The organism is Nonomuraea sp. NPDC050202 (genome assembly GCF_040656115.1).
In the GTDB taxonomy this organism is placed as follows: Bacteria; Actinomycetota; Actinomycetes; order Streptosporangiales; family Streptosporangiaceae; genus Nonomuraea.
This window is the reverse complement of sequence record NZ_JBFALF010000023.1, coordinates 76400-103149: the sequence shown is the minus strand read 5'-3', so window position 1 is coordinate 103149 and position 26750 is coordinate 76400. Positions and strand designations below refer to the sequence as shown.

Annotated in this window: 22 protein-coding genes; 10 read left to right on the top strand and 12 right to left on the bottom strand. The window is 73.3% G+C overall.

What is annotated here, in order from left to right; translation table 11 throughout:
- Position 1: 1 nt before the first annotated feature.
- The 3 genes from AB0I79_RS42085 to AB0I79_RS42075 are packed head-to-tail and all read right to left on the bottom strand — an operon-like array spanning position 2 to position 3537.
- On the bottom strand, positions 2 to 1051 hold the full coding sequence (locus AB0I79_RS42085; RefSeq protein WP_357885740.1) for a ketoacyl-ACP synthase III family protein: 1050 nt from the start codon (positions 1049 to 1051) through the stop codon (positions 2 to 4).
- 27 nt (positions 1052 to 1078) lie between these two features.
- On the bottom strand, positions 1079 to 1987 hold the full coding sequence (locus AB0I79_RS42080) for a phytanoyl-CoA dioxygenase family protein (protein ID WP_357885738.1): 909 nt from the start codon (positions 1985 to 1987) through the stop codon (positions 1079 to 1081).
- Positions 1988 to 2022: 35 nt separating this feature from the next.
- Positions 2023 to 3537: an FAD-dependent monooxygenase gene (locus AB0I79_RS42075; RefSeq protein WP_357885736.1), complete on the bottom strand. Its 1515-nt coding sequence runs from the start codon at positions 3535 to 3537 to the stop codon at positions 2023 to 2025.
- Positions 3538 to 3759: 222 nt separating this feature from the next.
- Between AB0I79_RS42075 and AB0I79_RS42070 the strand changes: the two genes are divergently transcribed.
- A complete protein-coding gene (locus AB0I79_RS42070; RefSeq protein ID WP_357885734.1) occupies positions 3760 to 4992 on the top strand; it encodes a cytochrome P450 in 1233 nt (410 codons plus the stop codon).
- Positions 4970 to 5923, top strand: a complete 954-nt coding sequence (locus AB0I79_RS42065) for an aldo/keto reductase (RefSeq protein WP_357885732.1) — start codon at positions 4970 to 4972, stop codon at positions 5921 to 5923. The genes AB0I79_RS42070 and AB0I79_RS42065 overlap by 23 nt, the downstream gene beginning before the upstream one ends.
- A 6-nt stretch (positions 5924 to 5929) precedes the next feature.
- Here the strand turns inward: AB0I79_RS42065 and AB0I79_RS42060 are convergent, their stop codons facing one another.
- The 3 genes from AB0I79_RS42060 to AB0I79_RS42050 all read right to left on the bottom strand — a co-directional run bounded on the left by AB0I79_RS42060 (position 5930) and on the right by AB0I79_RS42050 (position 7848).
- Positions 5930 to 6724 carry a hypothetical protein gene (locus tag AB0I79_RS42060; RefSeq protein WP_357885730.1) on the bottom strand — a complete coding sequence of 265 codons (795 nt, stop codon included), beginning with the start codon at positions 6722 to 6724 and terminating at the stop codon, positions 5930 to 5932.
- Between the two features lie 93 nt (positions 6725 to 6817).
- Positions 6818 to 7456 (bottom strand): transcriptional regulator, encoded by a 639-nt coding sequence (locus AB0I79_RS42055; protein ID WP_357885728.1) that lies wholly within the window; start codon positions 7454 to 7456, stop codon positions 6818 to 6820.
- Positions 7453 to 7848 carry a DNA-binding protein gene (locus AB0I79_RS42050; protein ID WP_357885726.1) on the bottom strand — a complete coding sequence of 132 codons (396 nt, stop codon included), beginning with the start codon at positions 7846 to 7848 and terminating at the stop codon, positions 7453 to 7455. The genes AB0I79_RS42055 and AB0I79_RS42050 overlap by 4 nt, the downstream gene beginning before the upstream one ends.
- A gap of 58 nt (positions 7849 to 7906) precedes the next feature.
- Here AB0I79_RS42050 and AB0I79_RS42045 point away from each other — a divergent pair, with 58 nt between their 5' ends.
- From AB0I79_RS42045 to AB0I79_RS42025, 5 genes are all read left to right on the top strand, one after another.
- Positions 7907 to 9262, top strand: a complete 1356-nt coding sequence (locus tag AB0I79_RS42045; protein WP_357885724.1) for a PEP/pyruvate-binding domain-containing protein — start codon at positions 7907 to 7909, stop codon at positions 9260 to 9262.
- Between the two features lie 53 nt (positions 9263 to 9315).
- On the top strand, positions 9316 to 9933 hold the full coding sequence (locus AB0I79_RS42040) for a histidine phosphatase family protein (RefSeq protein ID WP_357885722.1): 618 nt from the start codon (positions 9316 to 9318) through the stop codon (positions 9931 to 9933).
- 105 nt (positions 9934 to 10038) lie between these two features.
- Entirely contained in the window at positions 10039 to 11127 is a 1089-nt protein-coding gene (locus AB0I79_RS42035; RefSeq protein WP_357885720.1) for a histidine kinase, read from the top strand.
- An 85-nt stretch (positions 11128 to 11212) separates the two neighbouring features.
- Positions 11213 to 11806 carry a response regulator transcription factor gene (locus AB0I79_RS42030; RefSeq protein WP_357885718.1) on the top strand — a complete coding sequence of 198 codons (594 nt, stop codon included), beginning with the start codon at positions 11213 to 11215 and terminating at the stop codon, positions 11804 to 11806.
- Positions 11807 to 11851: 45 nt separating this feature from the next.
- Positions 11852 to 12940: a hypothetical protein gene (locus tag AB0I79_RS42025; RefSeq protein ID WP_357885716.1), complete on the top strand. Its 1089-nt coding sequence runs from the start codon at positions 11852 to 11854 to the stop codon at positions 12938 to 12940.
- A 161-nt stretch (positions 12941 to 13101) separates the two neighbouring features.
- On the opposite strand, the gene AB0I79_RS42020 is transcribed toward AB0I79_RS42025, so the two are convergent.
- Positions 13102 to 13713: a helix-turn-helix domain-containing protein gene (locus AB0I79_RS42020; RefSeq protein ID WP_357885714.1), complete on the bottom strand. Its 612-nt coding sequence runs from the start codon at positions 13711 to 13713 to the stop codon at positions 13102 to 13104.
- A gap of 34 nt (positions 13714 to 13747) precedes the next feature.
- Positions 13748 to 14944, bottom strand: coding sequence for a cytochrome P450 (locus tag AB0I79_RS42015; protein WP_357885712.1), 1197 nt, complete (start codon positions 14942 to 14944; stop codon positions 13748 to 13750).
- A gap of 407 nt (positions 14945 to 15351) precedes the next feature.
- Between AB0I79_RS42015 and AB0I79_RS42010 the strand changes: the two genes are divergently transcribed.
- On the top strand, positions 15352 to 18699 hold the full coding sequence (locus AB0I79_RS42010) for a S8 family serine peptidase (protein ID WP_357885710.1): 3348 nt from the start codon (positions 15352 to 15354) through the stop codon (positions 18697 to 18699).
- A gap of 146 nt (positions 18700 to 18845) precedes the next feature.
- Entirely contained in the window at positions 18846 to 20186 is a 1341-nt protein-coding gene (gene gdhA / locus AB0I79_RS42005; RefSeq protein WP_357885708.1) for an NADP-specific glutamate dehydrogenase, read from the top strand.
- Between the two features lie 22 nt (positions 20187 to 20208).
- On the opposite strand, the gene AB0I79_RS42000 is transcribed toward gdhA, so the two are convergent.
- Both AB0I79_RS42000 and AB0I79_RS41995 read right to left on the bottom strand, forming a co-directional pair.
- Positions 20209 to 20769, bottom strand: a complete 561-nt coding sequence (locus tag AB0I79_RS42000) for a TetR-like C-terminal domain-containing protein (RefSeq protein WP_357885706.1) — start codon at positions 20767 to 20769, stop codon at positions 20209 to 20211.
- Complete coding sequence (locus AB0I79_RS41995; RefSeq protein ID WP_357885704.1) at positions 20762 to 21613, bottom strand: alpha/beta hydrolase; 852 nt, start codon at positions 21611 to 21613, stop codon at positions 20762 to 20764. Before AB0I79_RS41995 ends, AB0I79_RS42000 begins: the two co-directional genes overlap by 8 nt.
- A gap of 94 nt (positions 21614 to 21707) precedes the next feature.
- Between AB0I79_RS41995 and AB0I79_RS41990 the strand changes: the two genes are divergently transcribed.
- Positions 21708 to 23822 (top strand): hypothetical protein, encoded by a 2115-nt coding sequence (locus tag AB0I79_RS41990; RefSeq protein ID WP_357885702.1) that lies wholly within the window; start codon positions 21708 to 21710, stop codon positions 23820 to 23822.
- A gap of 325 nt (positions 23823 to 24147) precedes the next feature.
- Here AB0I79_RS41990 and AB0I79_RS41985 read toward each other — a convergent pair whose 3' ends face one another.
- Entirely contained in the window at positions 24148 to 25584 is a 1437-nt protein-coding gene (locus AB0I79_RS41985) for a peptidoglycan recognition family protein (RefSeq protein ID WP_357885700.1), read from the bottom strand.
- A gap of 44 nt (positions 25585 to 25628) precedes the next feature.
- Positions 25629 to 26630 carry a M23 family metallopeptidase gene (locus AB0I79_RS41980; protein ID WP_357885698.1) on the bottom strand — a complete coding sequence of 334 codons (1002 nt, stop codon included), beginning with the start codon at positions 26628 to 26630 and terminating at the stop codon, positions 25629 to 25631.
- Between the last annotated feature and the right edge of the window lie 120 nt (positions 26631 to 26750).

The following is a 26750-nucleotide window of genomic DNA, read 5'->3' as shown; positions in this document are numbered from 1 at the left end:
GTCAGTCCGGCCTTCCGGAGGCGTACTCCGGCGGGATGTCCAGGATCCGCAGGACGGCGCAGGCCAGGGTGGTGCCGGCGCCGAACCCGACGAGCAGCAGGTGGTCGCCGGGGGCCAGCGCTCCGGTGGCGAGCAGGTGGTCCAGGGCGACGAACTGGTCGCTGACCCCGAGGTGCCCGACGCGGGCGCCGTACTCCCAGGTGGTGTCGGCCAGGGTCAGACCGAGCCAGTTGACGCCGCGGTGCTCCACGTCGTCCCGGCGTACGTGGGGGAAGGCCGCCCGCGCCACGTCGTCGAGCGTGATCTCCGCCTCCTTGAGGGTGCGGTCGACCAGCTCCATCATCGTCGCCTGGATCGCCAGCATCACCCGGGCGCCGTCACCGTCCAGCAGGCGCCTGCGGAACTCCCGGTTGCGCGCGGCGAAGTCCAGTGGCCGGCCCACGGTCGCGTCCGGCGGGAACATCGGCACGCCGCCGTCGTTGACGGCCTCGGCCTCCGGCAGCACGGTCACGTTGACCGACCGCAGCTCGGCGAAGCCGGTGTCCGTGGTGACGAGCAGCGCGCAGCCGGCGTCGCCCATCACGGTGCCCTCGATCATCCGCCACCGGTCGACCAGCGGGGTGCCGTGGTTGTCGGCGCCGACCAGCAGCGCGCTGCCGCCGGGGCGCAGGTATCCGGCGGCGAGCTGCAGCGCGTTGAACAGGCCGCAGCAGCCCTGCCGCAGCTCGATCGCCGGGACGTCCCCGCCGACGAGTTGCTGCTGCAGGTAGTACTGCGGCGCCCAGCCCTCCGGGCCCTGGTGCCAGACGTCGCAGTACAGCATGAGGTCGAGGTCGCGCGGCGACAGCCCGCCGGAGCGCTCGAACGCCTGCCGGGCGGCGCGCAGGCCCAGCTCCGGTGCCGGTACGTCGCCGGCCACCGCCGCGCCGGCCAGGCCGAAGCGCTCCGCCTCATCGGCCGGGTACCGGCCCTCGGCGACTGCCGTCCCGATGGTGACCACCGGGGGCAGATGGACGCCGATGCTGCGCAGGTACGTGCCGGGAGTGCGCATCTGACCTTTCCTCGGTGCCGGACGGGCTCACTGGGTGCGCGGTGCCGCGACGGGATCGCCCGGCCCGTCGCGGAGCAGCAGCATCGGGTCGGCCAGCTCGTACAGGCCGCACATCGGCGGGCAGGCCTCGTAGCCGAGGAGCCGCTGGATGTCCTCGGGGTAGCCGCGGACCACGTCCAGGGGGATGGACAGGTACTGGTTCTCCTCCTGGCGGAGGTTGCCGAGGTCGTAGGCGTACGACAGGCCGGTGCGGGGCGCGTCCGAGGCGTTGGCGCCGGCCCCGTGGTAGGTGCTGCCGAGCCACAGCAGCGCGGAGCCGGCCCGCATCTCGGCGGGCACCGCCTCGTCCTCGCGTGGCCCGCGCTCGTCGTCCCAGCGGTGGCTGCCCGGGATCACCCGGGTGGCGCCGTTGCGCGCGGTGAACTCGCTCGCGGCGACCATGACCTGGACCCGGCTCTCCGGGCCCGGGTGGGTGCGGAGGTGGGCGGTGTCGTCCCGGTGCAGGCCCTGGGGGGCCACGCCGGGCTGGATCTGGATCGCCCGCGAGATGCCGAGCTGGATCGTCGGGACGAACTCGATGCGCTGCTCGCCGAGCCAGGCGCGCACCGGCCGCTGAAGGAAGTGCCGCGCGAGGCCGAGGAAGTGCGGCTGCCGCATGACGGTCACCGACCGGGCGCTGCGGCGGACCAGGCCCGGCAGGATCCGGGTCTTCTCGCCGACCAGCCGCCCGTCGCCGTCCTCCTGGCGGGCCAGAGCCGGGCCCAGGTCCTCCCACAGGCCGTCGAGCGTGCCGGGGTCGATGAAATCCTCGATGATCACTGCTCCGGCCGCTTCGACCGCGTCGATCGCTTCGTCGATCGACGCCGAGGCGGGCAGAGTGGTCAGGGTGGTCAGGGTGGTCGGGGTGGTAAGGGTCGTCGGCGTGGAATCGGTCATCCCGGCCTCCGGGAGGGCTGTGTCTGGTGGTGTGGTCAGGCGGCTCGGGCGGGGGGCCCGAACCACCGCGCGAGAGCACCGGTCAGCGACGCCTCGTCGGCGGGGGTGCTCCAGGCGACGAAGCCGTCCGGACGGATCAGCAGGGCGTCCGCCGGAGCGTCGGCGCATGCGGCGGTGACCACGTCGACCCGGTCGGACCAGGGCCCGGCGAGCGCGCGCAGTCCGGGATCGGCGCCGAGGTCGAGCAGCAGCGGCCGCCCGGTGCGCTGCAGCTCGGCCAGCCGTACGGTGCCGCGGGCGCCTTTCAGCCGCAGATCGGGGCAGTAGCGCCCGACGAGCGGGCCGGTCAGCGACGGGTCGCCCATGTCGTAGCTGATGTGCAGGTCGTCGACCAGGGCGGTCAGCTGCCGGTTCGTGTCGTCGTGGAGCAGCAGGCGGGTGAGCAGGCGGCGCAGCGCGTCGACGTGCGGGCCGGGGCGCATCAGCGCGATGGAGGCACGCTGGACCTCCAGCGTCTGCGCGCCGACCGGATGCCGTTCCGAGGTGTAGGTGTCGAGCAGGTCCTCGGGGCACTGGCCTCGCGCGACCGCGGCGAGCTTCCATCCGGCGTTGACGGCGTCGCCCAGCCCGAGCCGCAGGCCCGGGCCGCTCCACTGCGACTGCACGTGGGCGGCGTCGCCGACGAGCAGGACCCGCCCCTGGCGGTAGGTGGCGGCCTGCCGCTCGTTGTCGGTGAACCGGTTGATCTTGTGGACCTTGGTGACCGTCACCTCGGTGCCGCTGAGCCGGCGCAGCGCCTCCTGGAACTCCTCGCGCGTGATCGGCGCGTCCCGGTTCGCCGGCGGGCCGATGAACTCGAGGGTGATGAAGCGGGGCGGGCCCTCCTCGTACACCAGGAGGCCGTTGTCCTTGCGGAACCAGCCGGGCAGGTGGAAGCCGGGGTCGTCGATCTCCGCGAAGGCGCGGTACCCGGTCGTGATGCCGTCCGTTCCGGGGAAGGGGATGCCGGCCAGTTTCCTGATCGTGCTGCGGCCGCCGTCGCATCCGGCGAGCCAGCCGGCGCGCATCCGGTACGGCCCGTCCGGGCCGTCGACGTCGATCCGCACGCCGTCGCCGTCCTGGGTGAACCCGGTGACCGTGTGGCCGCGCCGTACCTCGACGCCGAGGTCGGCGGCCCGCCGGGCCAGGTCCTGCTCCAGCAGTTGCTGCGGCACCAGCAGGTCGGGAGATTCGGGACGGAGCACGAACATGGTGGCGAAGTGCCGCGCGCCGGGGAAGGCCTTGGGGTGCAGGCTGTCCGGCCGCCGCTCGCCCTCGGCGATGCGGGCCCGCTGCTCGGCCGTCGGCTGCGCGGGGGTGCCGTCCACCCCGATCATGAGGCCGCGCCGGTCCAGGATGTCGATGGCCCGGCCGGTGATGCCCTCCGCCTTCGGGTGTGTCTCGATCTCCGGCAGTCGCTCGAGCACCACCACCGGCACGTCGTGCAGTGCCACCTCGCACGCGAGCATGAGCCCGATCGGGCCACCACCGACTACCACGACCTGTGCCATACATACCTCTGCTGGGGGCGTGAACCTGCTGGAGGAAACGCTGGACAGCCGGCCACGGAGCGGCGGCGGTGCCGGGCGTGGGCCGTGCTTCTCATGTGTTGGCAGATGTGTCTGTTCAGGTAGTGCCGATGCTAAATCGGGTGGTTCAAAAATTACTAGTGGTGGCATTTACCTGATTTGTCATGCATAATCCCCTTCGGTGTTGATCAACGGAGGTCGCCCATGCGCGACGGCCAACCGGCCCAGCCCTTGGAAACCGATCGGCCCACCCCCTTCGACCCGCCCATCGGGCTGCGCCGCCGAGCCCCGCTGAGCAGACTGGCCTACCCCGACGGGCACCTCGGCTGGGTGGCCACCGGATACTCCGTCACCCGGGCCATCCTGGCGGATCCGCGGTTCAGCACCCGGCGCGAGCTGCTGCACCAGCCGGTCGGCCGCGAGCGCGCGACCGAGCGGCCCACACCCGCGGAGCCGGGCATCTTCCCGCACATGGACCCGCCTGAGCACACGCGGTACCGCCGCCTGCTCAGCCACCACTTCGGGGCCCGGCGCGTCGCCGAGCTGACGCCCGCGATCCAGCGGCACACCGCGCGGGCCCTGCGCGACATGGCGGACGGCGGGGCGCCCGCCGACCTCGTCGCCGCGTTCGCCATGCCGATCCCGGCGCTGGTGATCTGCGAGCTGCTGGGCGTGCGGGCGGAGGACCGGCAACGCATCCAGGCGGCCACCGCGGTGATGAACAACCTGGACTCGCGTCCGGAGCAGGTGGCCGACGCCGTGGGGTCGATCACCGCGACGGTGCGCGGCGTCCTGGCCGGCGGCCCGCCGGGCGGCGGGCTGCTGGCGCACGCCGCGGCCACCGGCGACCTGAGCGACGACGAGCTCACCAACCTCGGGATGGTGCTCCTGGCCACGGGCCACCTTCCCACGGCGAGCATGCTCGCGCTCGGGGCGTTCGTCCTGCTGACCGACCCGGCCCAGCGGGCCCGCCTGGCAGCGGATCCGGAGCGGGCGGTCGAGGAGTTGCTGCGCTACCTGTCGATCCTCCAGTTCGACGTGCGGCGCACCGCGCTGGTCGAGGTCGAGATCGGCGGCCAGGTCATCGCGGCCGGCGAGACCGTGGTGCTGGCGCTGCCGGTGGCCAACCGCGATCCCGGGCACTTCCCCGACCCGGACGCGCTCGACCTGACCCGCTCCGCGGCCGGGCACCTGGCGTTCGGGCATGGCGTCCACCAGTGTCTCGGGCAGCATCTCGCGCGCGCCGAGCTCAGGGTGGCGCTCACCGCGCTCTTCGAGCGCTTCCCCGACCTGCGCCTGGCGGTTGCGCCGGCCGAGGTGCCGACCCGCGACCGCATGGCGGTGTACGGAGTGGACCGGCTGCCGGTCGCCTGGGGCGTCGTTCCGGCGGACCAACCGAGAAAGGTTCGAGATCATGCGCTACAGGACCCTGGGTGACTCCGGTCTCCGGACGTCGGTGGTCGGGCTGGGCTGCAACAGCATCGGTAAGGGTCTCGACGTGACCCGTACCAGGGCGCTGGTGGACGCGGCGATCGAGGAGGGGGTCACGCTCTTCGACACCGCCGAGTCGTACGGCGAGCCCGCCGGCGCCGGCGAGGAACTGCTCGGCGCGGCGCTGGCGGGGCGCCGGGACAAGGTGGTGCTGGCCACCAAGTTCGGCAGCCCCGGCCACCGCCCCGACGACGGGCGGGGCGAGGCACGCGGAGCGCCCGGCGGCCGGTCGTCCATCCGGCGGGCGGTGGAGGGCTCGCTGCGCCGCCTGCGCACCGACTACCTCGACCTGTACCAGTACCACGTGCCGGACGGCGTCACCCCGATCGAGGAGACCCTGTCCGCCCTGACCGAGCTGGTGCGCGAGGGCAAGGTGCGCTACCTCGGCAGCTCGAACGTCCCCGGCTGGCGGATCGCGGAGGCCGCGCACCTGGCCCGCGCGGGTGGCCACGCGCCGTTCGTGTCGACGCAGACCCACTGGTCGTTGCTGGACCGCGGCGCCGAGCGCGAGGTGGTGCCGGCAGCTGCGCACTACGGGGTCGGCGTCCTGCCCTACTTCCCGCTGGCCCACGGGCTGCTGACGGGGAAGGTGCGGCGCGGGCAGGAGCCGCCGGCCGGATCCCGGCTCGCCAGGCTGCCCCACCTCGTCACGCCGGAGAAGCTGGATCGGGTGGAGGCGCTGGCTGCCTGGGCCGGCGAGCACGGCCGGTCCGTCCTGGAGGTGGCCATCGGCGCCCTGGCCGCGCTGCCCGGCTGCGGTTCGGTGATCGCCGGCGCGACGAGCCCGGAGCAGATCCGGGCCAACGCGGCCGCCGGCGACTGGGAGCCGACCGCCGGGGAACTGGCCGAGATCACCGCCCTGGTGCCCCTGGGCTGACCCGCGTCACCTGCCGGAGCGCCAGGCGTTCAGGAACGGCCACTTGACGTCGAGATTCACCAGCTCGATGACCCGGCGGTCGTCGAAGACGACGCGCTCGTTGCCCTTGTAGTAACTGAACTTCGGAGCGTTCTTCTCGAACTCCACCGAGAAGTCGTCGAGGTCGCTGCGGAAACGTTCGGGCAGGAGGGCTTCGCCGTAGAGCGGCAGGCCGGGGATCTCGAAGGCCTTGGTGAACGGGACCGTGGCGGACCCGCCCCGCACCGCCAGGTGCTGGATCCGGGCGGCGCCCGCGTCGCCGGCGTTGACGTCGCTCAGGCCGTCGTACGGCAGGGGGATCCTGAACGGGCCGGTGACGATGCCGCCGTCCTCGAAGACGATCGCCTGGGTGCCCTTGGTCCAGGTGTGCCGCCAGCGGAACTTGGGGCCGCTGAAGGCGATCGCGGCCGCGTCGATGTCGCGGGTGAACTGCTTGGGCAGGAACGGCCACTTCTTCTTGATCGGCGCCGGTCCCTCGATGAGCCCGCGGTCGGTGTAGATGGCGTACTGGTTGCCGATCAACGCCATGTGCTTCCAGGCTTTCCGCTCGTTCACGGTGGTGACCGCGTCGAAGGCACGCAGCGCCGAGGCGGGCGGGCGGGCCTGGCCCGGCGGCGAGGTGGGTGCCGCCGCGGTCGCGGAGCCGGGTGCCGCCGCGGTCGCGGAGGTGGGTGCCGCCGCCGCGCCCAGCGCGATCACGGCGACCAGCAGCGCCGGCAGCCGCCACAGCCGCGGCAGGACATGTGTCTGCTTCTCGCGCACGTTCCGCTCCATTCACTGGGTCATGTCGCTCACAGGTCAGGAACGGTTCGTGCGGGAGGCGGCGGCGGATGAGGGGCGGATGGGGATCCCGTGTCAGGGTTCCGCGTTCCGGTCGAGGCCGAGGGTGGCGATGAGGTCTTCGTGGAGCTCGAACCAGACCCGGTGGCAGGAGTCGACGTCGGTGCGGTCGACCCAGGCGTCCTCCCCCGACCGGGCACGCGCGAGGGCGGCGGCGAACCGGGTGTCATAGCCGCGGAACCGGGTCAGGACGCTCCCGAGCCGGCCCGCGAGCGGCCGGAGCCCGTCGCCGATCTCTTCGAGCTCGCGCAGGACCCTGGCGTCCCAGGCGCGATCGGAGTGGTCGTTGATGGCCAGCCGGTCCCCGGCGGTGGGCCGGAGTTGCCAGTCGGTGCAGGCTCGCAGCAGGAGCGCGTTCAGCGGCAGGAACGCGCGGTAGACGTCACGGACCTCGCCGGCGCCGCCGACGCCGGCGAGCTCGGCCGCGAGCCGGCGCTCGTTCTCGGCCCGGCCCCGCTCCGTCAGCGACCAGCCTCCGGTGCCGGCGAAGGAGGTGTGCTCGACCCAGCCATGCGCCTCGGCGTCGAGCAGCAGCTCCTTCGTCCCGGCCGGGTCGAGGCCGTACCGGTGGGCGACCACCTGGGTGTCCGCGAGCCCGGTGATGCGCACGGCGTGCAGGACCAGGAGGTCAGGCGCGGAGTCCGGCGGCGTCACGAGCCGATGTCCTGTCGTGCTGTCAGGCGGGTGTAGTGCTGCTGGCACGCCTGCGGCGAGTTGAACCCCATCGCGTGCGCCATCTGCGCCCAGGTCAGCCCGGCGCTCCTGGCCATGAACAGCAGGGCGGACTCGAGCCCTTCGACCTCGGCGCGGGCGGCGGGCAGGAGGGTGAGCGCGCTCAGCACGGCTTCCGGGGTCAGGTCGGTGTTGCGCCAGACGGCGAACTGCACGAGGTCGACCGCCGAGGGCGGGGCGGGCGCCGGGCGCCACGGGCGGGCGTCGAGTGCGTGCGCGCCCAGGCTCAGCAGACGCTCGCGCGCGTCCTGCTCGCGCTGCGCCTGGACGTGGTCGGAATGCGCGCTGTGGGAGAGGTTGGGCTTGCGTGCCATGCGACTCACCCTGCATAATCAACGAAATTTTGTCAACAAAATGTTGAAAGCAGGGCGGATGATCATACCCCTCATGGAGGCTGTCGCCGATACCTGCGGGGGGAAGGCCGGCACGCTCGGCGCGTTGCTGCGCGCGGGCCTGCCGGTCCCTGACGGCTTCGTCGTCCCGTTCGCCGCCTACCGGGCCGCCGTCGGTGACCTGGAGCTCGGGCGGCCGGACGACCTGGCCGCGGCACGGCAGGCGATCGCGGCCCGTCCCCTGCACGCCACCGTGATCGACGCGCTGGGACGCGGGCTCGGCCGGCTCGGGGATCCACCGGTGGCGGTGAGATCATCGGCGGCGGGCGAGGACACCGGGCAGGCGTCGGCGGCCGGTCAGCACGAGAGCTTTCTCGCCGTGCACGGGGCCGGCGAGGTCGCCGTGGCCGTACGTGCCTGCTGGGCCTCGCTGCTGTCCCCGCGGGCCATCGCCTACCGGGGCGACGAGCGGGCGTCCGCCGCCCCCGTGATGGCCGTCATCGTGCAACGGCAGGTGGATGCCGAGGTGTCCGGGGTCATGTTCACGCCCTCGGGCCCGGACGTCGCGACCGAGATCGAGGCGTCCTGGGGCCTGGGGCCCAGCGTCGTCGGCGGCACGGTCACCCCTGACGCCTACCGCGTCGCCCGGGACGGGACGGTGACGCGCACCATCGCGGACAAGCGGACCCGGCTCGACCGGCGTGGCACGCGGCTCGCGGTGCGCGACGTGCCCGCCCGCGACCGGAGCCGGCCGGCGCTCGACGACGCGACGGCCACGCGGCTCGCCTCGCTCGGCGAGGAGATCGCCACCGTGCTCGGCGGTCCGCAGGACATCGAGTGGGCGATCGCCGGCGGCCGCACCTGGATCCTGCAAGCACGGCCGATCACCGCCGCACCCCCACGGCGCCCCTCGCCTCCGGACGTCCCCGCCGGCGCTGGCACCGGCACCCCGGGCATCCCTGCCGGCGCTCACACCGGCACCCCCGGCATCCCCGCCGGCACTCACACCGGCACCCCCGGCATCCCCGCCGGCACTCACACCGGCACCCCCGGCATCCCCGCCGGCACTCACACCGGCACCCCGGGCAGCCGCGGGACCGCGACCGGCCGTGCCAGGATCGTCCGCGGTCCTGGCGACTTCGCGCGCGTGCAGCCGGGCGACATCCTCGTCTGCCCCTTCACCGACCCTGCTTGGACGCCGCTGCTGCGCATCGCCGGCGGCGTCGTCACCGAGACCGGAGGCGTGCTGTCCCACGCCGCGATCGTCGCCCGCGAGCAGGCCATCCCGGCCGTCCTCGGCATCCCGGGCGCCACCCGCGCGCTCCACGACGGCACCCTGATCACCATCGACGGCACCACCGGCACCGTCACGACGATCGACCAAACCAGCGCCTGACCCGGAAGGAGAAGGGGAAAGCGCGCCCCACGGGCGCCGCACCCCGACCGCTGATGACGACGCGACACCTCTACCTGGCCCGCCACGGTGCGGCCGACGCGTTCGGCGAGCTCACCGACATCGGGCGCCGGCAGGCGGCCCTCCTGGGCGAACGGCTCGCCGGCGTACCGGTCGACGCCGTGTGGCACTCCCCGCTGCCCCGCGCCGTGGCGAGCGCGCACGAGCTCGCCCGGCACCTGCCGGACGTGCCCGTGGCCGAGGCCGCCGAACTCGTCGACCACGTGCCCTACGTCCCCACCGCGGCCGAGACGCCCCCGTCCTGGAAGGGCTTCTTCGACGGCTACGACGACGCCGAGGCGGCGGCGGGCCGGAGGCTCGCCGAGGCCCTGGTCGCCCGGTTCGCGCAGGTGCCCGGCCCGGCCGCGGAGGGGGCCCGGCCCGACACTCACGAGGTCCTGGTGACGCATGCCTACCAGATCGCGTGGCTGGTGCGGCACGCGCTGGACGCGCCGCCGTCCCGGTGGCTCGGGCTGAACAGCGCCAACACCGCGCTGACGGTCATCGCGTACCGCGCCGGCCTGCCGCCCACGATCGTGATGTTCAACGACATGAGCCACCTCCCGGCCGACCTGCGCTGGACCGGGTTCCCCGCCGGAGGCGTGCGGCTGTGACGTGGCTCCTCCCCCGCGTGACACCCGCCTGCCGCCCCGCAGCCGCGCCGGCTTCGTGACATTCGTCAGGGGCCGGCGAGAGGGCGGCTGGATAGGGTGAAACGCATGAAGGGCCGGTTGCGGACCTCCGTCTATCTCGTCGCCCTGGTGTGGCCGGTGCCCGGGTTCCTGGCGTCCGCGCCGTCCGCTGTCACGGTCGTGCTGGTGGCCGCCGGAGTGGCGGGCTTCGTCGCCCTCTACCTGCGGGTCGTGTGGACCGCTCTGGTGCGGCCGAACCGCAACGCCACCCCGTACGCCCTGGTCCTGCTCTTCGTGGTCACGGCCGCGGTGGCGCCGGTCCTGGGCGAGATGTGGGTGTTCACGACGTCGTACTTCCTCATCGCCGCGGTCGCCACGTCGCTGCCCGAGCGGGCCTTGCCGGCGGCGGCCGGGGCGACCATCGCGGCCGTCGCGCTGGCCCTGCCGCTGCTCGGCAGGCCGCTGGCCGAGTACTGGTGGATGCCGCTCCAGGCGGTCGTGTTCACCGCCGCCATCCGCGCCTACCTCCGGCTGGAGTCCGCGAACAGGGCGCTGAGCGAGGCCGGCGTCGAGGTCGAGCGGCTGGCGGTGGACAACGAGCGGCTGCGCTTCGCCCGGGACATGCACGACCTCCTCGGTCACAGCCTGGCCGTGATCACGGTGAAGAGCCAGCTCGCGGGCAGGCTCGCCGTCGCCGACCCGGAACGGGCCAGAGCCGAGATGGAGGAGGTCGAGGAGCTGTCCCGGCAGGCGTTGTGCGAGGTGCGCGAGGCGATCGCGGGTTACCGGGAGCTGTCGCTGCCGGAGGAGCTGGAGGGCGCCCGCCGCGCGCTCGGCACCGCCGGCGTGCGGCTGGAGGTGGCGGCGGGGCCGCTTCCCGCCGATGTGGAGCCGGTGCTGGCCTGGGTGGTCCGGGAGGCCGCGACGAACGTCGTCCGGCACAGCGGCGCCCGGCGCTGCCGCATCCGCCTCGGCGTCGAAGGCGGGGAAGCGTACGCGGAGGTGCGCGACGACGGACGCGGGCCCGCCGCAGCCGGGGGCGCGGGCACGGGCGGCAACGGGCTGCGCGGCCTGGCCGAGCGCGTTCACGTGGCGGGCGGCACCTTGGCGGGCGGTCCCGCCGAGGGCGGCGGCTTCCTGCTGTCGGCCCGGCTGCCCCTGGCGGACGCGCCGTGATCCGCACCCCCCGGCTGCGGCGGGCCCGCGTCCCTCGCAGAGACACCGTGAACCGCGCCCTGCTGCCGTCCGTCGGACAGACGCCGTGATCCGCGTGCTGCTGGCCGACGATCAGCATCTCGTCCGCGAGGCGCTGGCGGCCCTGCTCGGCCTGGAGCCCGGCCTCGAGGTCGTCGGGCAGGTGAGCCGCGGTGACGAGGTGCCCGGCGCCGTCGCCCGGCTGCGTCCGGACGTCGTGCTGCTCGACATCGAGATGCCCGGCCGCGACGGCCTGTCCACGGCGGCCGGGCTCACCGGCGTACGGGTGATCATCCTGACCACCTTCGGCCGCCCCGGATACCTGCGGCGGGCCATGGACGCCGGCGTGGCCGGCTACGTGGTCAAGGACGCCCGGGCGGGCGAACTGGCCGACGCCGTGCGGCGGGTGCACGCCGGTGAGCGGGTGTTCGACCGCAAGCTGTCGGCCGCCAGCCTCTCCGCCGGCGCCAACCCGCTCACCAGCCGCGAACGGGACGTGCTGCGCGCCGCCACCGAGGGCGGCACCATCGCCGACATCGCCCGCCGCCTCTACCTGTCCGACGGCACCGTACGCAACTACCTGTCGTCGGCCATCGGCAAGCTCGGCGTCCGCAACCGGGCCGAGGCCGCGCGCGCCGCCGAGTGCAAGGGCTGGCTCTGACGAACGTCACTACCGGCGCCACCCCGCCCTGGCGAGGCTGGAGGCATGGTCAAACGCATCGCGCCCGCGCTCGGGCTCTTCTTCCTGTCGCCGCTGATCGGCGAGTTCCTGCTGGGCAACCTGCCCGTCACCATGCTGGTCGCGCTGATCACCCTGGCCCCGCTGTACGGGGGCGGCGCGCTGCTCATCCGCGAGCTGGCCAGGCGCCGGGGCGCCGGCTGGCCCGGCATCGTCCTGCTCGCCGTCGCCTACGGCCTCATCGAGGAGGGCCTGGTCACGCGCTCGCTCTTCAACCCCGGCTACGCCGGCATGGACCTCACCTCCTACGCCTGGATCCCCGGCGTGGAGGTCAGCGCCTGGTGGGCGAGCTTCGTGCTGGGCGGCGTGCACGCCGCGGGCAGCATCTGCGTGCCCATCGCGGTCACGGAGGCCCTGGTACCGGACAGGGCGGCTCAGCCGTGGCTGCGCCTTCCCGGGCTGGTGACCACGGGGGTCCTGTTCGTTGCCGGGGCGGTGGCCACCGCCCTGTTCGACCCGTCCGCCCCCCGGCTCTCCATCGCCCAGCTCGCGGGCGTGATCGTGCCGGCCGGGCTGCTGATCGTGCTCGCCCTGCGCCGCCGCCGCCCGGCGGCCGGGCTGCCGGGGCAGGCGCCGGGGCCCTGGCCGGCGCTCGGCTTCTCTCTGGCGGCCGGTGCCGTGTTCTGGGCGGCCGCCATGGCCCTCGACACGCTCGGCGCCTGGCCGGTCGTGGCGGTCAACCTCGCCGTCTACGCCACGGTCTGCGGCCTGGTGGCACGCTGGTCCCGGCGCGCGGGCTGGGGCCGTGGCCAGGTGTTCGCGCTGGCGGCCGGTGGGGTGCTCACCTATGCCTGGCACGGCTTCGCGCAGCCTCCCGCCGTACCCGTGGAGCCGGCGATCGACCTGGCGGGGAACGCCGTCTTCGCCCTGGCCGCCGTCGCCCTCCTCGCCGTGGCCGCGACACGTCTTCGATCGCCGGGGCTCGCCGGAGGCAGGGAGGATGCCACCCCGGCAGGCGGGCGGTCGTGCGGGCCGACTTCCCCGACGCGCGCCTCGCGGTCCCGCTCTCCGCGCTCCAGCAGACCGACCTCGGTGGCATCCAGGGCAGCCGGTTGACCGCCCTCCCGGTGAACCTGCGGCGCTGACACCCTCCCGGCCAGGCGCCCGGCGGCTCGGGCCCCGCAGGTGGCGGCGCCGTGCGGCGGTGGCCGGGGCGCCTGGCCCGGCGGACGGCGGAGCCGCCTGGCGGGACGCCGGGAAGAGGCCCGTCTGCGTCGTCAGTGGGCGGAGCTCCGGTCCAGGAGGCGAGCCGGGGAGGGCGCGGGCAGGCCGTCGTCCGACGGCCGCAGGCTCGACAGCAGCAGGGCCAGGTAGCGGCGCGGATCGTGATGGGCCGGATCGCCCGGGTGAGCGGTGGCCAGGGCCATGACCACGATCGCGGCGAGGTCCCGGACGATCAGGTCGTCGCGTACCTGCCCGGCTTGCTGCGCGCGTACCAGGACGGTGCCGAGCGGCCCCATGAAGCGTGCCGCGATGTCGACGGTGGAGGCGCCCGACTGCCGGGCGGCCTTCAGCAGCCCGTGGTGGGCGGCCAGGGTGTCGACCGCCGCCGTCAGCGCCCGGGCGAGCGCGCCCCCCGGGTCGGCGGCGTCGCGGGCGGCCAGCACCAGCGGCTCGACCTCCTCGGCGAAGTACGTCTCGAAGGCGGCCCTGATCACGCCGTCGCGGTCGCCGAAGCGCCGGTAGACGGTGGCGCTCCCGATGCCCGCCTGCCGGGCGATCTCGTCGAGGGAGACCTCGGGGCCGCGTTCGCGCAGGATCGTGATGGCGGCCCGGACGATCTTGTCGGCGTTGCGCAGCGCGTCGGCTCGCTGTCGCTGCTCGTGCACACGGTGAACGCTAGCAGCCGGAAGGAGGAGGGTCTCACCAGGCGACTTCGAAGGCGGACAGGCCGTACACGACGTTGAAGGAGCGGAACTGCGGCGCGGTGCCGGTCTCGCGCAGCCCCGGGAAGCGCTCGAACAGCGCCGGGAAGGCGATCCGCATCTCCATCCTGGCCAGCGGCGCGCCCAGGCAGTGGTGCACGCCGTGGCCGAAGGCGACGTGGCCGAGCTCGCCGCGGGTGATGTCGAGCCGGTCCGGGTCGGGCATGAACGCCGGGTCGCGGTTGGCCGCGGGCAGCGCGCAGAGCACGAGCTCACCGGCCGGGATGCGGGTGCCGGACAGCTCGACCTCGGTGGTGGTGACCTTGCTCGTGCCGGAGTGCACGATGCTGAGCCAGCGCAGCAGCTCCTCGACGGTGGCGCCGATCCGCTCGGGCTCCTTCCTGAGCAGCTCGAGCTGGCCGGGATGGCGCAGCAGGGCCAGGGTGCCGAGGCCGAACATGTTGGAGGTGGTCTCGTGGCCGGCCAGCAGCAGCAGCCCGGCGATGCCCACCAGCTCGTCGGTGGACAGGTCGTGGCCGTGCTCGCGTACCAGCATGCCGAGCATGTCGTCGCCCGGGGCGGCCTGGGCGCGGGCGACGAGCCCGGCCATGTAGGAGCGCTGTTCCTGGCTCGCCGCCTGCCGCTCCTCGATCGGGAGCGAGATGTCCAGCACCTTGCCGGTACGCCGCTGGAAGTCCCCGCGGTCGGCGTACGGCACGCCCAGCAGCTCGCAGATGACCAGCGAGGGGATCGGCAGGGCGAAGGCGGAGACCAGGTCGGCCGGCGCGCCGGCGCTCTCCATCGCGTCCAGGTGCTGCTCGACGATCTCGTGGATGCGCGGCTCCAGCCGGCGCATCCGCCGCATGGTGAACTCGGGCGTCAGGATGCGGCGCAGCCGGGTGTGCTCGGGCGGGTCGAAGGCGAGCAGGTTGCCCGCCCGCATCGCCTTGAGCTGCTCCTCGCTGTACTGCTGCCGGCCGGCCAGGGGGAACACCGCGACCTGGGCGTTGCTGAAGCGCCCGGCGTCCCCGAGCACCTCCCGCACGTCGGAGAACCGGCTGACGACCCACGCGTCGAGGCCGAACGCGGTGGTCACCCGGCGGACGCCCTCCTCGTCGCGCATCGCCGACAGCTCGGGATCGGGATCGAACCCGCTGCGCCGCATGTGCAGGGGCAACGTCACAGAATCGCTCATGTCAACTCCCGAGAAGGCCCGCCTCGGACGATCTTGACTGACCGCGTGTCACTAAAGCGAGAGTAACCCATCATTTCGCGGGCCGCGCGGCGACGCCCCGCCCGCCGCCTGTCCGCCACCTGTCCGCCGCCTGTCCGCCGCTGCCCCCCACTGCCGCGGCGCCGGACGCGAAGCAGCTCGGGCGGGAGATGTCGATCCTGAAGTGTGCCGGATTCTTCGCGAGATTCTGGCAACTCGGTGGGATTCTCCGGCGCCGATCGCTGTCTACACTCCGGTCGAACGAAGATGAGTTTCGTTCCCGTTCGTCACCCGCCGGGGAGGGTCAGCGCTCCCTCCGGCGTGCCCGCGGACGGGTGACCTGACGCCTCCCTGGCGGGCCAGGCAGCCCCTCGCCAAGGAGGTCCCCCGTGTCATCCGGTGCCCTGTTATCCCGCGCGCGGCGGCTCGTCCCGGCCGCCGTCGCCCTGAGCGTCGTCCTGACCCTCAGCCCGGCGGCGGCCGCCGCGGCGAGCCCGACGCCGTCCCCGCCGGCCAAGAAGTGGACGTCCACCCCGCTCGCCCCCGCCGAGGTCGTCGAGGGCGCCAAGTCCCCGACGGGCAAGCTCGCCAAGAGCGACCCGGCGCTGCTGCGCAACACCTCGCCCGCGCCGGTCAACGTCGTGGTCAAGCTGGACTACGACTCGCTGGCCGCCTACGGGGGCGGCCTGCCCGGCCTGCCGGGCACCAGCCCTTCGGTCACCGGCCGGGCCCTGGACGCCAGGAGCGCCGACGCCAGGAAGTACGGCGAGCACATCGAGGAGGTCGAGAACGCCTTCCTCGCCGAGCTGGCCGCGAAGGTTCCCGGCGCCGTGCCCGGCCAGCGCATCAGGACGGTGTACGGCGGCATCGCGCTGCGCATCCCCGGCGACAAGGCGGCGGAGGTGCTGAAGCTGCCCGGCGCGGTCGCCGTGCAGGAGGACAAGCCGCAGCAACTGCTCACCGACGCGAGCCCCGCCTTCATCGGCGCTCCGGCGATCTACGGCAAGCTCGGCGACACCGACAAGACGGCCGGCAAGGGCGTGATCGTGGGCGTGCTGGACAGCGGCGCCTGGCCCGAGCACCCGTCGTTCGCCGCCCGGCCCGGCCTGCCCGCCCCGCCGCCCACCAAGGACGGCACCACGCGGGTCTGCGACTTCGGCGACAACCCGACCACCCCCGCCACCGACCCGTTCACCTGCAACAACAAGCTGGTCGGCGGGCAGCCGTTCCTGGAGACGTACAACGCGGTCTTCGGCGGGGAGGTCTACCCCGACAGCGCCCGCGACTCCAACGGCCACGGCACCCACACCGCGAGCACGTCGGCGGGCGGCCCGGTGGCCGACGCGAACCCGCTCGGCATCAGCCGCGGCCCGATCCACGGCATCGCGCCCGGCGCGGCGGTGTCGGTCTACAAGGTGTGCGGCGCGCAGGGCTGCTTCCCGTCGGACTCGGCGCAGGCGGTGGCCCGCGCCATCCTGGACGGCGCCCAGGTGCTCAACTTCTCGATCTCCGGCGGCAGCGACCCGTACAGCGACCCGGTGGAGCTGGCCTTCCTCGACGCGTACGCGGCGGGCGTGCTGGTGTCGGCGTCGGCGGGCAACTCCGGGCCCGGCGCGGACACCACCGACCACCTCGGCCCCTGGACGACCACGGTGGCCGCATCCACGCAGACCAGGACGTTCCAGTCCACCGTCACGCTGACCGGCGGCGGCGCCACGGCGACCGTCAAGGGCGCCTCGATCACCCAGGGGATCGGCTCGCCGCTGCCCGTGGTGCTCGCCTCGGCGCCCCCGTACAGCAACGCGGCCTGCACCACGCCGGCGCCGCCCGGCACCTTCACCGGGAAGATCGTCGCCTGCGAGCGCACCCCGAACCGGGTGCTGAAGAGCTTCAACGTCATGCAGGGCGGCGCGGCCGGCATGATCATCTACAACACGTTCCCGTTCGACGTCTTCACCGACGCCCACTGGATCCCCTCGGTGCACCTCGACAAGCCCGAGGCCGACACGCTGCTGAGCTTCCTGTCCGCCCATCCCGGCGCCACCGCCTCCTTCACCCAGGGCACGAAGAGCGCCTGGCAGGGCGACGCGATCACGCACTTCTCCTCGCGCGGCCCCGGCGGCGACTTCCTCAAGCCGGACGTCACCGCGCCCGGCCTGCACATCATGGCGGGCATGACCCCGACGCCCGAGTCCCCGGCGGAGGGACCGCCCGGCAACCTCTACCAGGTCATCTCGGGGACGTCGATGTCGGCGCCGCACGTGGCCGGCGCGGCGGCGCTGCTGTTCGCGCTGCACCCCGGCTGGACGCCCGGGCAGGTCAAGTCCGCGCTGGAGACCACGGCCAGGACGGCGGTCACCAAGCAGGACAGGACGACGCCGGCGGACCCGTTCGACATGGGCGGCGGGCGCATCGACCTCACCAAGGCCGGCGACCCGGGCCTGACCCTGGACGAGAGCGCCGCGGACTTCGTCGCCTCGGCCGCCGATCCGCTCAACCGCATCGACCTCAACCTGCCGTCGGTGAACGCCCCCGTCATGCCGGGCGTCATCACCACCAAGCGCACGGTCACCAACGTCACGGACAGGACGCTCACCTTCACCGCCTCCGGCAGGACCGTCAGCGGCGCCGGCATCGCGGTGCTGCCGCCGCGCTTCTCGGTCGCGCCGGGCAAGAGCGTCACGCTGAGCATCGTGATCACCGCGCCCGACCTGCCCGACGGGCAGTACTTCGGGCAGGTGGACCTCAAGCAGGCCGGCGGCTCCCGGGCGCTGCACCTGCCGGTCGCGTTCTTCCGCCAGGAGGGCGCGATCCCGGTGGACCAGACCTGCGCACCGGCCACGATCCCCAGGGACACCGGCGAGTCCACCTGCACGGTCACCATCGCGAACGACACGCTGCGGGACGCCGAGGTGACCGCGGTGAGCACGCTCGACGCCCGCCTGCGGCTGAACGGCGTCACCGGAGCCACCAGGGTCGGCAGCCAGGTCGCGACCGCCAGGGCGACGCTGGCCGCCAGGCAGCCCGCCAGCCCGTCGATAGCGCCGGGCACGAGCCCCGGCGGGTACGTCCCGCTGGACGAGCTCGGCGTCACCCCCATCCCGATCGGGGACGAGCAGGCGCTCAACCTCACGCCTCCCGCCCCGTTCACCTTCGCCGGCAGGAGCTACACCCGGCTGGGCGTGACCTCCAACGGCTACAGCGTCGCGGGCGGCGCCACGTCCGCCGACATCGACTTCGTGCCGCAGACGCTGCCCGACCCGGCCCGCCCGAACGGCGTGCTGGCCCCCTACTGGACCGACCTGGACGGCACCGGCGCGCCGGGCATCCTGGCCACGGTCCTGTCGGACGGGACCAACCGCTGGCTGGTCGTCGAGTGGCGGGTCAACCTGTACGGCACCACGACCCAGAAGGTGTTCCAGCAGTGGATCGGGCTCGGCGGCGCCGAGGACATCAGCTACGTCTACGACCCGGCCGACCTGCCCGGCGAGCCGCCCGCGAGCTACGGCCTCACCGTGGGCGCCGAGAACGAGGAGGGCACGGCGGGAGCCCAGATCGCCGGGCCGCCCGCCGGGGACCTGCGGGTCACCAGCACGCCGGCCGTTCCCGGCGGCACGCTGACGTACTCGATGAGGGTCAGAGGGGTCAGCCCCGGTACCGGCAAGGTCACCACGGCCACCTCGACGCCCGAGGTCAGGGGCATCACCGTCGAAGTGGACAGGATCACCGTGCAGTAGCGTGACGGCGGCCGCGGGCGGGACGACCCGCCCGCGGCCGCTCGGCGCGCCGACCGGGCTGAACGCACGAGGTGGGGTGCGTTCTTCTCACAATGGGCCGAACCGTAAAGTGAGGTGGTCTACACCAGTAAGGTTGGGAGTCCCTCTTGCACGAGAAACTGTCGTCGATCTACGACAACGTCCTGCGCCGCAACCCTGGAGAGGTCGAGTTCCACCAGGCGGTGCGAGAGGTGCTCGACAGCATCGGCCCGGTTCTCGGCAAGCATCCCGAGTACGCCGAATCCAAGATCATCGAGCGGATCTGCGAGCCCGAGCGGCAGATCATCTTCCGGGTGCCGTGGCTCGACGACCGGGGCGAGGTGCAGATCAACCGCGGTTTCCGGGTCGAGTTCAACAGCGCGCTGGGGCCGTACAAGGGCGGGTTGCGCTTCCACCCGTCGGTCTACCTGGGCATCGTCAAGTTCCTCGGCTTCGAGCAGATCTTCAAGAACGGCTTGACGGGCCTGCCGATCGGCGGCGGCAAGGGCGGGTCGGACTTCGACCCCAAGGGCCGCTCCGACCGCGAGGTGATGGCCTTCTGCCAGAGCTTCATGACCGAGCTGTACCGGCACATCGGCGAGTACACCGACGTGCCTGCCGGCGACATCGGGGTCGGCGGGCGGGAGATCGGTTACCTGTTCGGCCAGTACAAGCGCATCACCAACCGCTACGAGTCCGGCGTGATCACGGGCAAGGGGCTGGTGTACGGCGGCGCCCAGGTGCGCACCGAGGCGACCGGCTACGGGTGTGCGTTCTTCGTCGAGGAGATGCTCAAGGCGCGCGGCACGTCGTTCGACGGCAAGCGGGTCGTGGTGTCCGGCTCCGGCAACGTGGCGATCCACACCATCGAGAAGGTCGAGCAGCTCGGCGGCGTCGTGGTGGCCTGCTCCGACTCCTCCGGCTACGTGCTCGACGAGAAGGGCATCGACCTGGGCCTGCTCAAGCAGGTCAAGCAGGTCGAGCGCGGCCGGCTGGACGCGTACGCGGCACGCCGCGGCGATCACGTCACCTTCGTGCCGGGCCGCAACGTGTGGGAGGTGCCCTGCGAGGTGGCGATGCCGTCCGCCACGCAGAACGAGATCACCGGCCGCGACGCCGCGCTCATGGTGGGCAACGGCTGCATCGCGGTCGGCGAGGGCGCCAACATGCCGACCACCCCGGAGGGCATCAAGGTGTTCGTCGAGGCGGGCGTCGCGTACGGGCCGGGCAAGGCGGCCAACGCGGGCGGCGTGGCGACCAGCGCGCTGGAGATGCAGCAGAACGCCAGCCGCGACTCGTGGACGTTCGAGTTCTCCGAGCGCCGCCTGCGGGAGATCATGCGGGACATCCACGCCCGCTGCCTGGGGACCGCGGACGAGTACGGCATGCCGGGCAACTATGTGGCCGGCGCCAACATCGATGGCTTCCGGCGGGTCGCCGACGCCATGCTGGCGCTCGGCCTGATCTGAGCGGCAGCACCTGACCGGCCCGTCAACGTCCTGGAGGAGTGTGCAGCCCGGCGATCACCATGTGGATCAGCAGGTCGTAGCTCTCCTCCAGGTCCTCGGGCAGGCCGAAGGCGCCTTCGGCCTCCAGGACCGCGAACCCGTGGACGGCCGCGCGCAGGCAGCGGGCCGCGTGGATCGCCGCCGAGTCCTCCATCCCGTAGGCCCGCAGGGTGGCGGACATGATGGTGAGCAGGCGCGCCCCGGCCTCCGCCGTGCGCGGCTCGGGGCTCTGGACGATCGCGGCGTAGCGGTTCGGGCAGCGCCGTACGTAGGCCCGCCACGCCGTCATCAGCGCGCGGACCGCATCGTCGGCGGAGCGGCCGAGCACGGCCTCGCCGGCCTGGTCGGCGATCTCGCCGATGATCCGCGCGGACACCAGCGCGCGCAGCTCGGCGAGGTTGCGCACGTGCTTGTAGAGCGACGGAGGGGCGACGCCCGCCGCGCCGGCCACCGCCGACAGCGTCAGCGCCGCGGGCCCGCCCTCGTCGACGACGCGCAGGGCCAGGTCGACGATGGCATCGGCCGACAGCGCCGCCCTAGCCACGCCGACCGGCTCCGAGGAAGTCCAGGACGGCCGCGGCGACCTCGACGGGGAACTGCGCGTGCGGGTAGTGGCCGGCGCCCTCGACCAGGTGCAGCCGGGCGGTCCCCGCCGGCATGCCGGCCACGATGCCTGCACCCTCGGCCGCGGGGTCGGCCCAGTCGGGGTCGAGGGTGCCCATGATGATCAGGGCGGGGCACCGGATGTCGCCGAGCCGGGCGCCCGCGTCGGTGGGCGCGGACGTGCCCATCCGGCTGACCACGGCCATCCGGCCCGGCCTGCGCAGGTCCGCCTCCAGCGCGGCGACGTGCTCGGCGTGCCCGGCGGGCTTGGTGCCGGGGTAGGCGTGGTCGAGGTAGCGCTTCCACGTTCCCACGCTGCGGAACAGGCCGGCCCCCATGAGCAGGGTCATGCCCTTGCGATAGCGGGCGTTGGAGATCAGGGCGCCCAGGTTCACCTGCTGGGCGCGGGTGAACGGGCCGATCTCGACGACGGCGCTGACCAGGCCGGGCTCCTGGGCGGCCGCGATGGTGGCGGCGCCGCCGCCGAAGGAGTGGCCCACGATGACGGCGGGGCCGCCCAGCCGCCTGATCAGAGCGAGGAGATCGCCGGCGACGTCGGTGCGCGTGTACGACGTCCAGCCGGTGCTGGACTCGCCGTGGCCGCGCAGATCCATGCTCGCGACCCGGAACCCGGCGGCCACCAGCTCGGCCGCCATCGCGCGGTAGGCCGCCCTGTTGTCCCCCATGCCGTGGGCGAGCACGACGAGCGGGCCCTGCCCGGTCACGTCGTAGGCGAGCCGGCCGCCGTCGATGTCAAGGAACTCGGTCTCGCGGTTCATGTCCATAGCCGGTAAGCTAATGCCATTAGCCACGTCCCGTCAATCCCGGATCGACGGAAAATGCCCGAATTTCCGCTCGTACCGGCTATAGGGTGCGCCCGTGGACAATCTTGAAGCCCTCGTCATCGCCCGCCGCCTGCGCGTCCCGATCGGCGACGCCCCCGCCGGCACCCATCAGGGCTGGGGGGAGGCGGCCGCCCGCCAGCTCGACGCCGCGCTGCTGAGCGTGGGCTTCAAGTGCTCGGCGGCCCTGCTGGAGCGCCTGGCGGCGCTGCGCGGCGAGACGGTCCTCGACCTCGGCGTGCGGGTGCTGTCCGCCGTCCGCGAGCTCGTCGGCGACCACGTGCGGCACAACGCCTACTTCATCGGCTTCCCCCGCGGCGTGCCCGACACCATGGAGTTCTGGGCCGGCCTGCTGCGGGAGAGGCTGCTCGACCCCGCCACCGCCGCCCGGGTCCAGCCGGCCACGCTCAACCTGCTCGCGCTGCCCGGCTACGGCCGCTACCAGCACAGCTACGCCGACCTGCTGGCCGCGCACGCCGAGCTGATCCCGCTGGCCGGCGACCGCGTGACCGTGCTGGACCTGGGCAGGAGCCTGGAGTCCGAGGCACGCGAGCTGTTCTTCTCGATGGCCGGCTCGCAGGTGCCGCTGCCCGCCGAGGACCTGGCCGCCCTGCGGGCCCTGGCCGCGTTCTGCCCGGACGAGCCGGAGCACATCCCGGTGCGCGAGAACCGCGCGGTCGTCAACGAGGAGCGCCTGGCCACGGGCCGGCCGCTGCTCGTCGACACGGTGACCGACGTGCTGCGGCTCGCCTGCGGCGCCTCCGGCGGCGACGTCACGCTGGCCGCCCCCACCCGGTTCCGCTCGTTCCGCCGGGCCGAACGCCGCGCCCTGCTCCAGGCCCTGGACGCGGTCGCCTCCCCGGCCAGGCTCGGCGACGTGCCACGCCACCGCGAGCAGTGGAAGCGGCTCGGCGAGCGGCTGCACCCGCACGAGCACCCGCGCTTCCCGCGCGCCGCGCAGGTCTTCGAGGTCGCCCGCGGGGCCCGCCGGGCGCGCGGCTTCGACAGCCGGCTGGAGTCGTCCCTGGCGCAGGGCCGCACCGGGGAGGCGCTCGACCTGCTCAGCCAGGCGCCCGGCGCGCTGCTGCGCCGGCTGGACCACCTGCTGCGCACCGCCCCCGACCCCTCGGCCGTGCTCGACGCCGCCGAGCGGGCCGCGGCCGGCGCGTCCGGCCGGGTCCTGCTGTCGCTGCGCGAGCACCTGCACAACCGGCTCGGGCCCGTCGCCGGCCGCGTCTTCGCCAACCGGCACGGCCGGGCGTGGACCACGCCTGACGCCCGCACCCCGATCGAGGAGAGCGTCCTGTCGCGGGCGGTGGCCGTGCTGGACGAGGAGATCGCCCGCCGCCTGCCCGACCCCGGCAACCTGATCGTCGATCCCGACGTGCTCGACGTCGCCCTGCCGCTGTCGGGCAAGGCCGTCGCGCCCGGCCTCGGCATGCTGCCGCGCGGCTCGCTGTCGGCCGTGGACGGCGAGCTGCTGCGCTTCTTCGTCCACTGGCGCCAGGCCGAGCGGCGCACCGACTACGACCTGTCGGCCCTGATGCTGGACGCCTCCTTCGGCGACCCCGAGCACGTCTCCTGGACCAGCTACCGCAACGCCTTCGCCACGTACTCCGGCGACCTCACCGACGCCACCGACGGCGCGAGCGAGTTCATCGACATCCGCCTCCCCCGGGCGACCAAGCCGATCATCATCCCGCAGGTGCACATCTACGCCGGAGAGCCGTTCGACGAGGCCGCCGAGGCGTTCTTCGGGTTCATGACCAGGGACGCCGGGCAGCAGGGCAGGCCGTTCGAGCCGCGTACCGTGCGGATGAAGTCCGACCTGCGCGGCGCGGGCCGCGTCGCGCTGCCGCTGGCCTTCCTGCGCGGCGAGGGCGGCGCCTGGCAGGCGAAGTGGCTGCACCTCTACCTGAAGGGACGCCCCGGCTTCAACCAGGTGGAAGGCAACCGCGTCACCACCTCGCTCCTGGTGCGCTCGATCGTCGAACGCGACCACCTGCGCGTCCGCTACCTGGCCGACCTGCTCGGGCGCCGTGGCCGCGCCGGGGAGCACACCACGTACATCGGGTTGCGGGCGCCGGCCGATCTGCCGGAAGGCGCCCGGGTGTACACGCCGGCGACGCTGCACGAGTTGATCCCGGCCTGATACAGTGCCGATCGCGAGGCCATGGGAGGGCTTCCTTCTCCCTTGCTGATTGCAAAGAACCTCTAGCCTTCCCGCCTTCCTCGCACGCCGTGCCGTGAGGCCATTCGGCAGCTTCCTTCTCCTGGTTCGATTCCAGGCGGGCCCCCCGGGGCCCGCTAGGTCATCTAGCTGCCGAGCTCTCCTCGCGGCCGGTTCCAGGTCCCCAGGTTCCGGGCACCCGGGTGAACGCCGCGGGCGGGCCCGGGCTCCTGCCCGCACCCGCCCGCCGCCTGTTCCGTCCTTCCTGACCGCAGCGCCTTCCTGGCCGCTGCGCTCTTCGCTCTTCCTAGCCGCAGTGCTCGAACGGGCTGTCGTAGACGGCCGAGCCGGCCTTGCCGCCCCACTTGACGCACTTGCCGGCCGCCGCGGCGCGCACCGGGCCCGCGTAGTAGGCGAAGCTGCCGCTGTCGGTGACCCGTGCCTTGCCCTGCACCTCCAGGTACGCGCTGATGGCGGTCGCCGTGCCGATCGAGGTCTTCTTGATCGTGGCCACGCAGTTGTTGCCGTTGGCGGAGTTGTAGAGCAGGTGAACCGTGCCGGCCGTGCCCAGCGCGGCGCTGTCGATCACCTTGTAGCCGCTGCCGCACACCGACTCGGGCGTGTGCGGGTTGGTGGGGCCGCCGCTGCCGCCCGTGACGTACCGCATGAACGTGGTCCAGTTCCAGTGGCCGCCGGGGTCGGTGTGGTCGGTGCCGGGGACCTGGTTGTGGCCGACGATGTGCGTGCGGTCCTTGGGGATGCCGTACCGGTCGGCGATGTTGCGGGTCAGCGCGGCCGACGAGCGGTACATGGCGTCGGTGAACCACGTGGCGTCGTTCACGAAGCCCTCGTGCTCGATGCCGACCGAGCGCCGGTTGTACTCGCCGGCGTGGAAGGCCCGGTCCTTCTCCCTGACCATCTGGGTGACGGCGCCGTCGGAGGAGCGAACGACGTAGTGGGAGCTGACCTTGGCGGCCGGGTTCTGGAACCAGGAGATCGTCCCGGCGTAGGAGCCCTGCGTCACGTGGATGACGATCCGGTCGATCTTGTCGCTGGTCGGGCGGCTGGAGACGGCGTAGTTGGCGCTGTTGGCCGGCACCCAGGCGGCCTGCGGGTAGTCCGTCGAGGCGGCGAAGGTGCTGGGGGCGTCCAGGTCCTTGGCCCTGGCGTACGCGCCGCGGTCGGGCTCGACGGCGCGCGGCTTGACCGTGACGCTCTCGCCGCCCGTGCTGGTGGCGCGCACGCCCTCCGCCATCAGGTCGTAGACGGTGTCGGCGTACAGGCGGGCCACGTCGGCAGAGGCTGCGCCACCGTAGCGGGCGATGGCCCCGTACCAGCGGGCGGGGTCCTTGCGGGCGGCGGCGTCCAGGCCCGCCTCGTCGGCGTAGGCGCGCAGCACGGCGGCGCCGCCCGCGATGTTGGCGGCGTCGTCGCTCTTCAGCTCCTGGACAGGCTGATCGGTGAGGGTGGCCGCGCGCTCCAGCGTGCGGGAGGTGACCAGGTGCATCATGCCGTAGCCGCCGCTGGCGCTGGGCTCGCCGTCGTGCCCGTCCAGGTGGGTCTCGGCGTAGGCGAGCGAGATCAGCAGGTCGCGCGGCACCTCGTAGGTGGCGGCCGCCCGCGCGAACGCCGCGGACACGGGGCCGTCGGCGGACGTGGCCGCGGCCGGGCTCACCATGAGCAGCGAGGCGGGGATCAGCACGCCGGTCAGCAGCGCGGCTGAGCGGCGCAGTCGGGCTCGCACAGTGTTCTCTCCTCAGGATGTCTCGTTCGTGGGGGGTACGCGCTCTAGCCGCAGTGCTCGAACGTGCTGTCGTAGACGGCCGAGCCGGCCTTGCCGCCCCACTTGACGCACTTGCCGGCCGCCGCGGCGCGCACCGGGCCCGCGTAGTAGGCGAAGCTGCCGCTGTCGGTGACCCGGGCCTTGCCCTGCACCTCCAGGTACGCGCTGGTGGCGGTGGCCTTGCCCAGCGACGACTTCTTGATCGTGGCGACGCAGTTGTTGCCGTTGGCGGAGTTGTAGAGCAGGTGAACCGTGCCGGCCGTGCCCAGCGCGGCGCTGTCGATCACCTTGTAGCCGGCGCCGCAGACCGACGTGGCGGTGTGCGGGTTGGTGGTGCCGCTGCCGCCGCACTTGTTCTTCGAGGTCAGCGTCTGGTTCGGGTAGCCGAAGGTGACGCCGTTGAAGACGGCCTTGCGGACGTTGCTCGGGTAGCTGCTGCCCTGGCGGACCTCGTAGTGCAGGTGCGGGCTGATGTTGTTGCCCGGCTTGCTGGTCTTGCCGAGCGTGCCGATCTTCTGGCCCTGGGCGACCTGGGCGCCGGCGGCGACCGAGCGCGAGTTCAGGTGCGCGTAGTACGTCGTGTAGCCGCCACCGTGGTCGATCTTGACCAGGTTGCCGTAGCCGTTCGCGGAGCCCTGGTGGGCGGAGATGACCACGGTGCCGGCCGCGGCGGCCACGACGGTGTCGCCGAGGTCGGCGTTGGCGGTGCTGCCGCGGTTGAAGTCGATCTCGTACGAGCGGTGCGCGCTGCTGGCGCTGGAGTTGCCCGTCCAGCTCTGGCCGCAGGGGAAGGGGAGCTGGAAGCTCGGCGCGGCGAGGGTCGAGACCTCGGGGACCTCGACCTGGTTCGGCGGGTCGTTCGAGTCCGGCGCGGGCGTCGGCGTCGCCGTGGCCGCGGGGGAGGCGGACGGCGAGGGGGCCGGCGTCGGGGCGGCGGAGGCGGCCTGGCCGGCGGCGAGCCCGCACACCAGCACGAACCCCACCGTGAGCACCCTGCTGGGTCGCATAAGGATCCTTTCCGTACGGCTCCGGGACGGGATCCGCCCGGCGCCGATCATGATCAAGTGGATCTCTCGACGTGCGCTTGCTGGGGCTCAAGATTGCGAGTACGGCGTACAAAGAACATC

What these genes read in the sequence shown, in the direction of transcription:
- AB0I79_RS42050 (WP_357885726.1), bottom strand. Translation starts at nt 7,848, where the DNA reads ATGGCACGCAAGCCCAACCTCTCCCACAGCGCGCATTCCGACCACGTC.
- AB0I79_RS41980 (WP_357885698.1), bottom strand. Translation starts at nt 26,630, where the DNA reads ATGCGACCCAGCAGGGTGCTCACGGTGGGGTTCGTGCTGGTGTGCGGG.
- AB0I79_RS42015 (WP_357885712.1), bottom strand. Translation starts at nt 14,944, where the DNA reads ATGAGCGATTCTGTGACGTTGCCCCTGCACATGCGGCGCAGCGGGTTC.
- AB0I79_RS42070 (WP_357885734.1), top strand. Translation starts at nt 3,760, where the DNA reads ATGCGCGACGGCCAACCGGCCCAGCCCTTGGAAACCGATCGGCCCACC.
- AB0I79_RS42045 (WP_357885724.1), top strand. Translation starts at nt 7,907, where the DNA reads ATGATCATACCCCTCATGGAGGCTGTCGCCGATACCTGCGGGGGGAAG.
- AB0I79_RS42065 (WP_357885732.1), top strand. Translation starts at nt 4,970, where the DNA reads ATGCGCTACAGGACCCTGGGTGACTCCGGTCTCCGGACGTCGGTGGTC.
- AB0I79_RS42035 (WP_357885720.1), top strand. Translation starts at nt 10,039, where the DNA reads ATGAAGGGCCGGTTGCGGACCTCCGTCTATCTCGTCGCCCTGGTGTGG.
- AB0I79_RS42040 (WP_357885722.1), top strand. Translation starts at nt 9,316, where the DNA reads ATGACGACGCGACACCTCTACCTGGCCCGCCACGGTGCGGCCGACGCG.
- AB0I79_RS42085 (WP_357885740.1), bottom strand. Translation starts at nt 1,051, where the DNA reads ATGCGCACTCCCGGCACGTACCTGCGCAGCATCGGCGTCCATCTGCCC.
- AB0I79_RS41995 (WP_357885704.1), bottom strand. Translation starts at nt 21,613, where the DNA reads ATGGACATGAACCGCGAGACCGAGTTCCTTGACATCGACGGCGGCCGG.
- AB0I79_RS42080 (WP_357885738.1), bottom strand. Translation starts at nt 1,987, where the DNA reads ATGACCGATTCCACGCCGACGACCCTTACCACCCCGACCACCCTGACC.
- AB0I79_RS42025 (WP_357885716.1), top strand. Translation starts at nt 11,852, where the DNA reads ATGGTCAAACGCATCGCGCCCGCGCTCGGGCTCTTCTTCCTGTCGCCG.
- AB0I79_RS42075 (WP_357885736.1), bottom strand. Translation starts at nt 3,537, where the DNA reads ATGGCACAGGTCGTGGTAGTCGGTGGTGGCCCGATCGGGCTCATGCTC.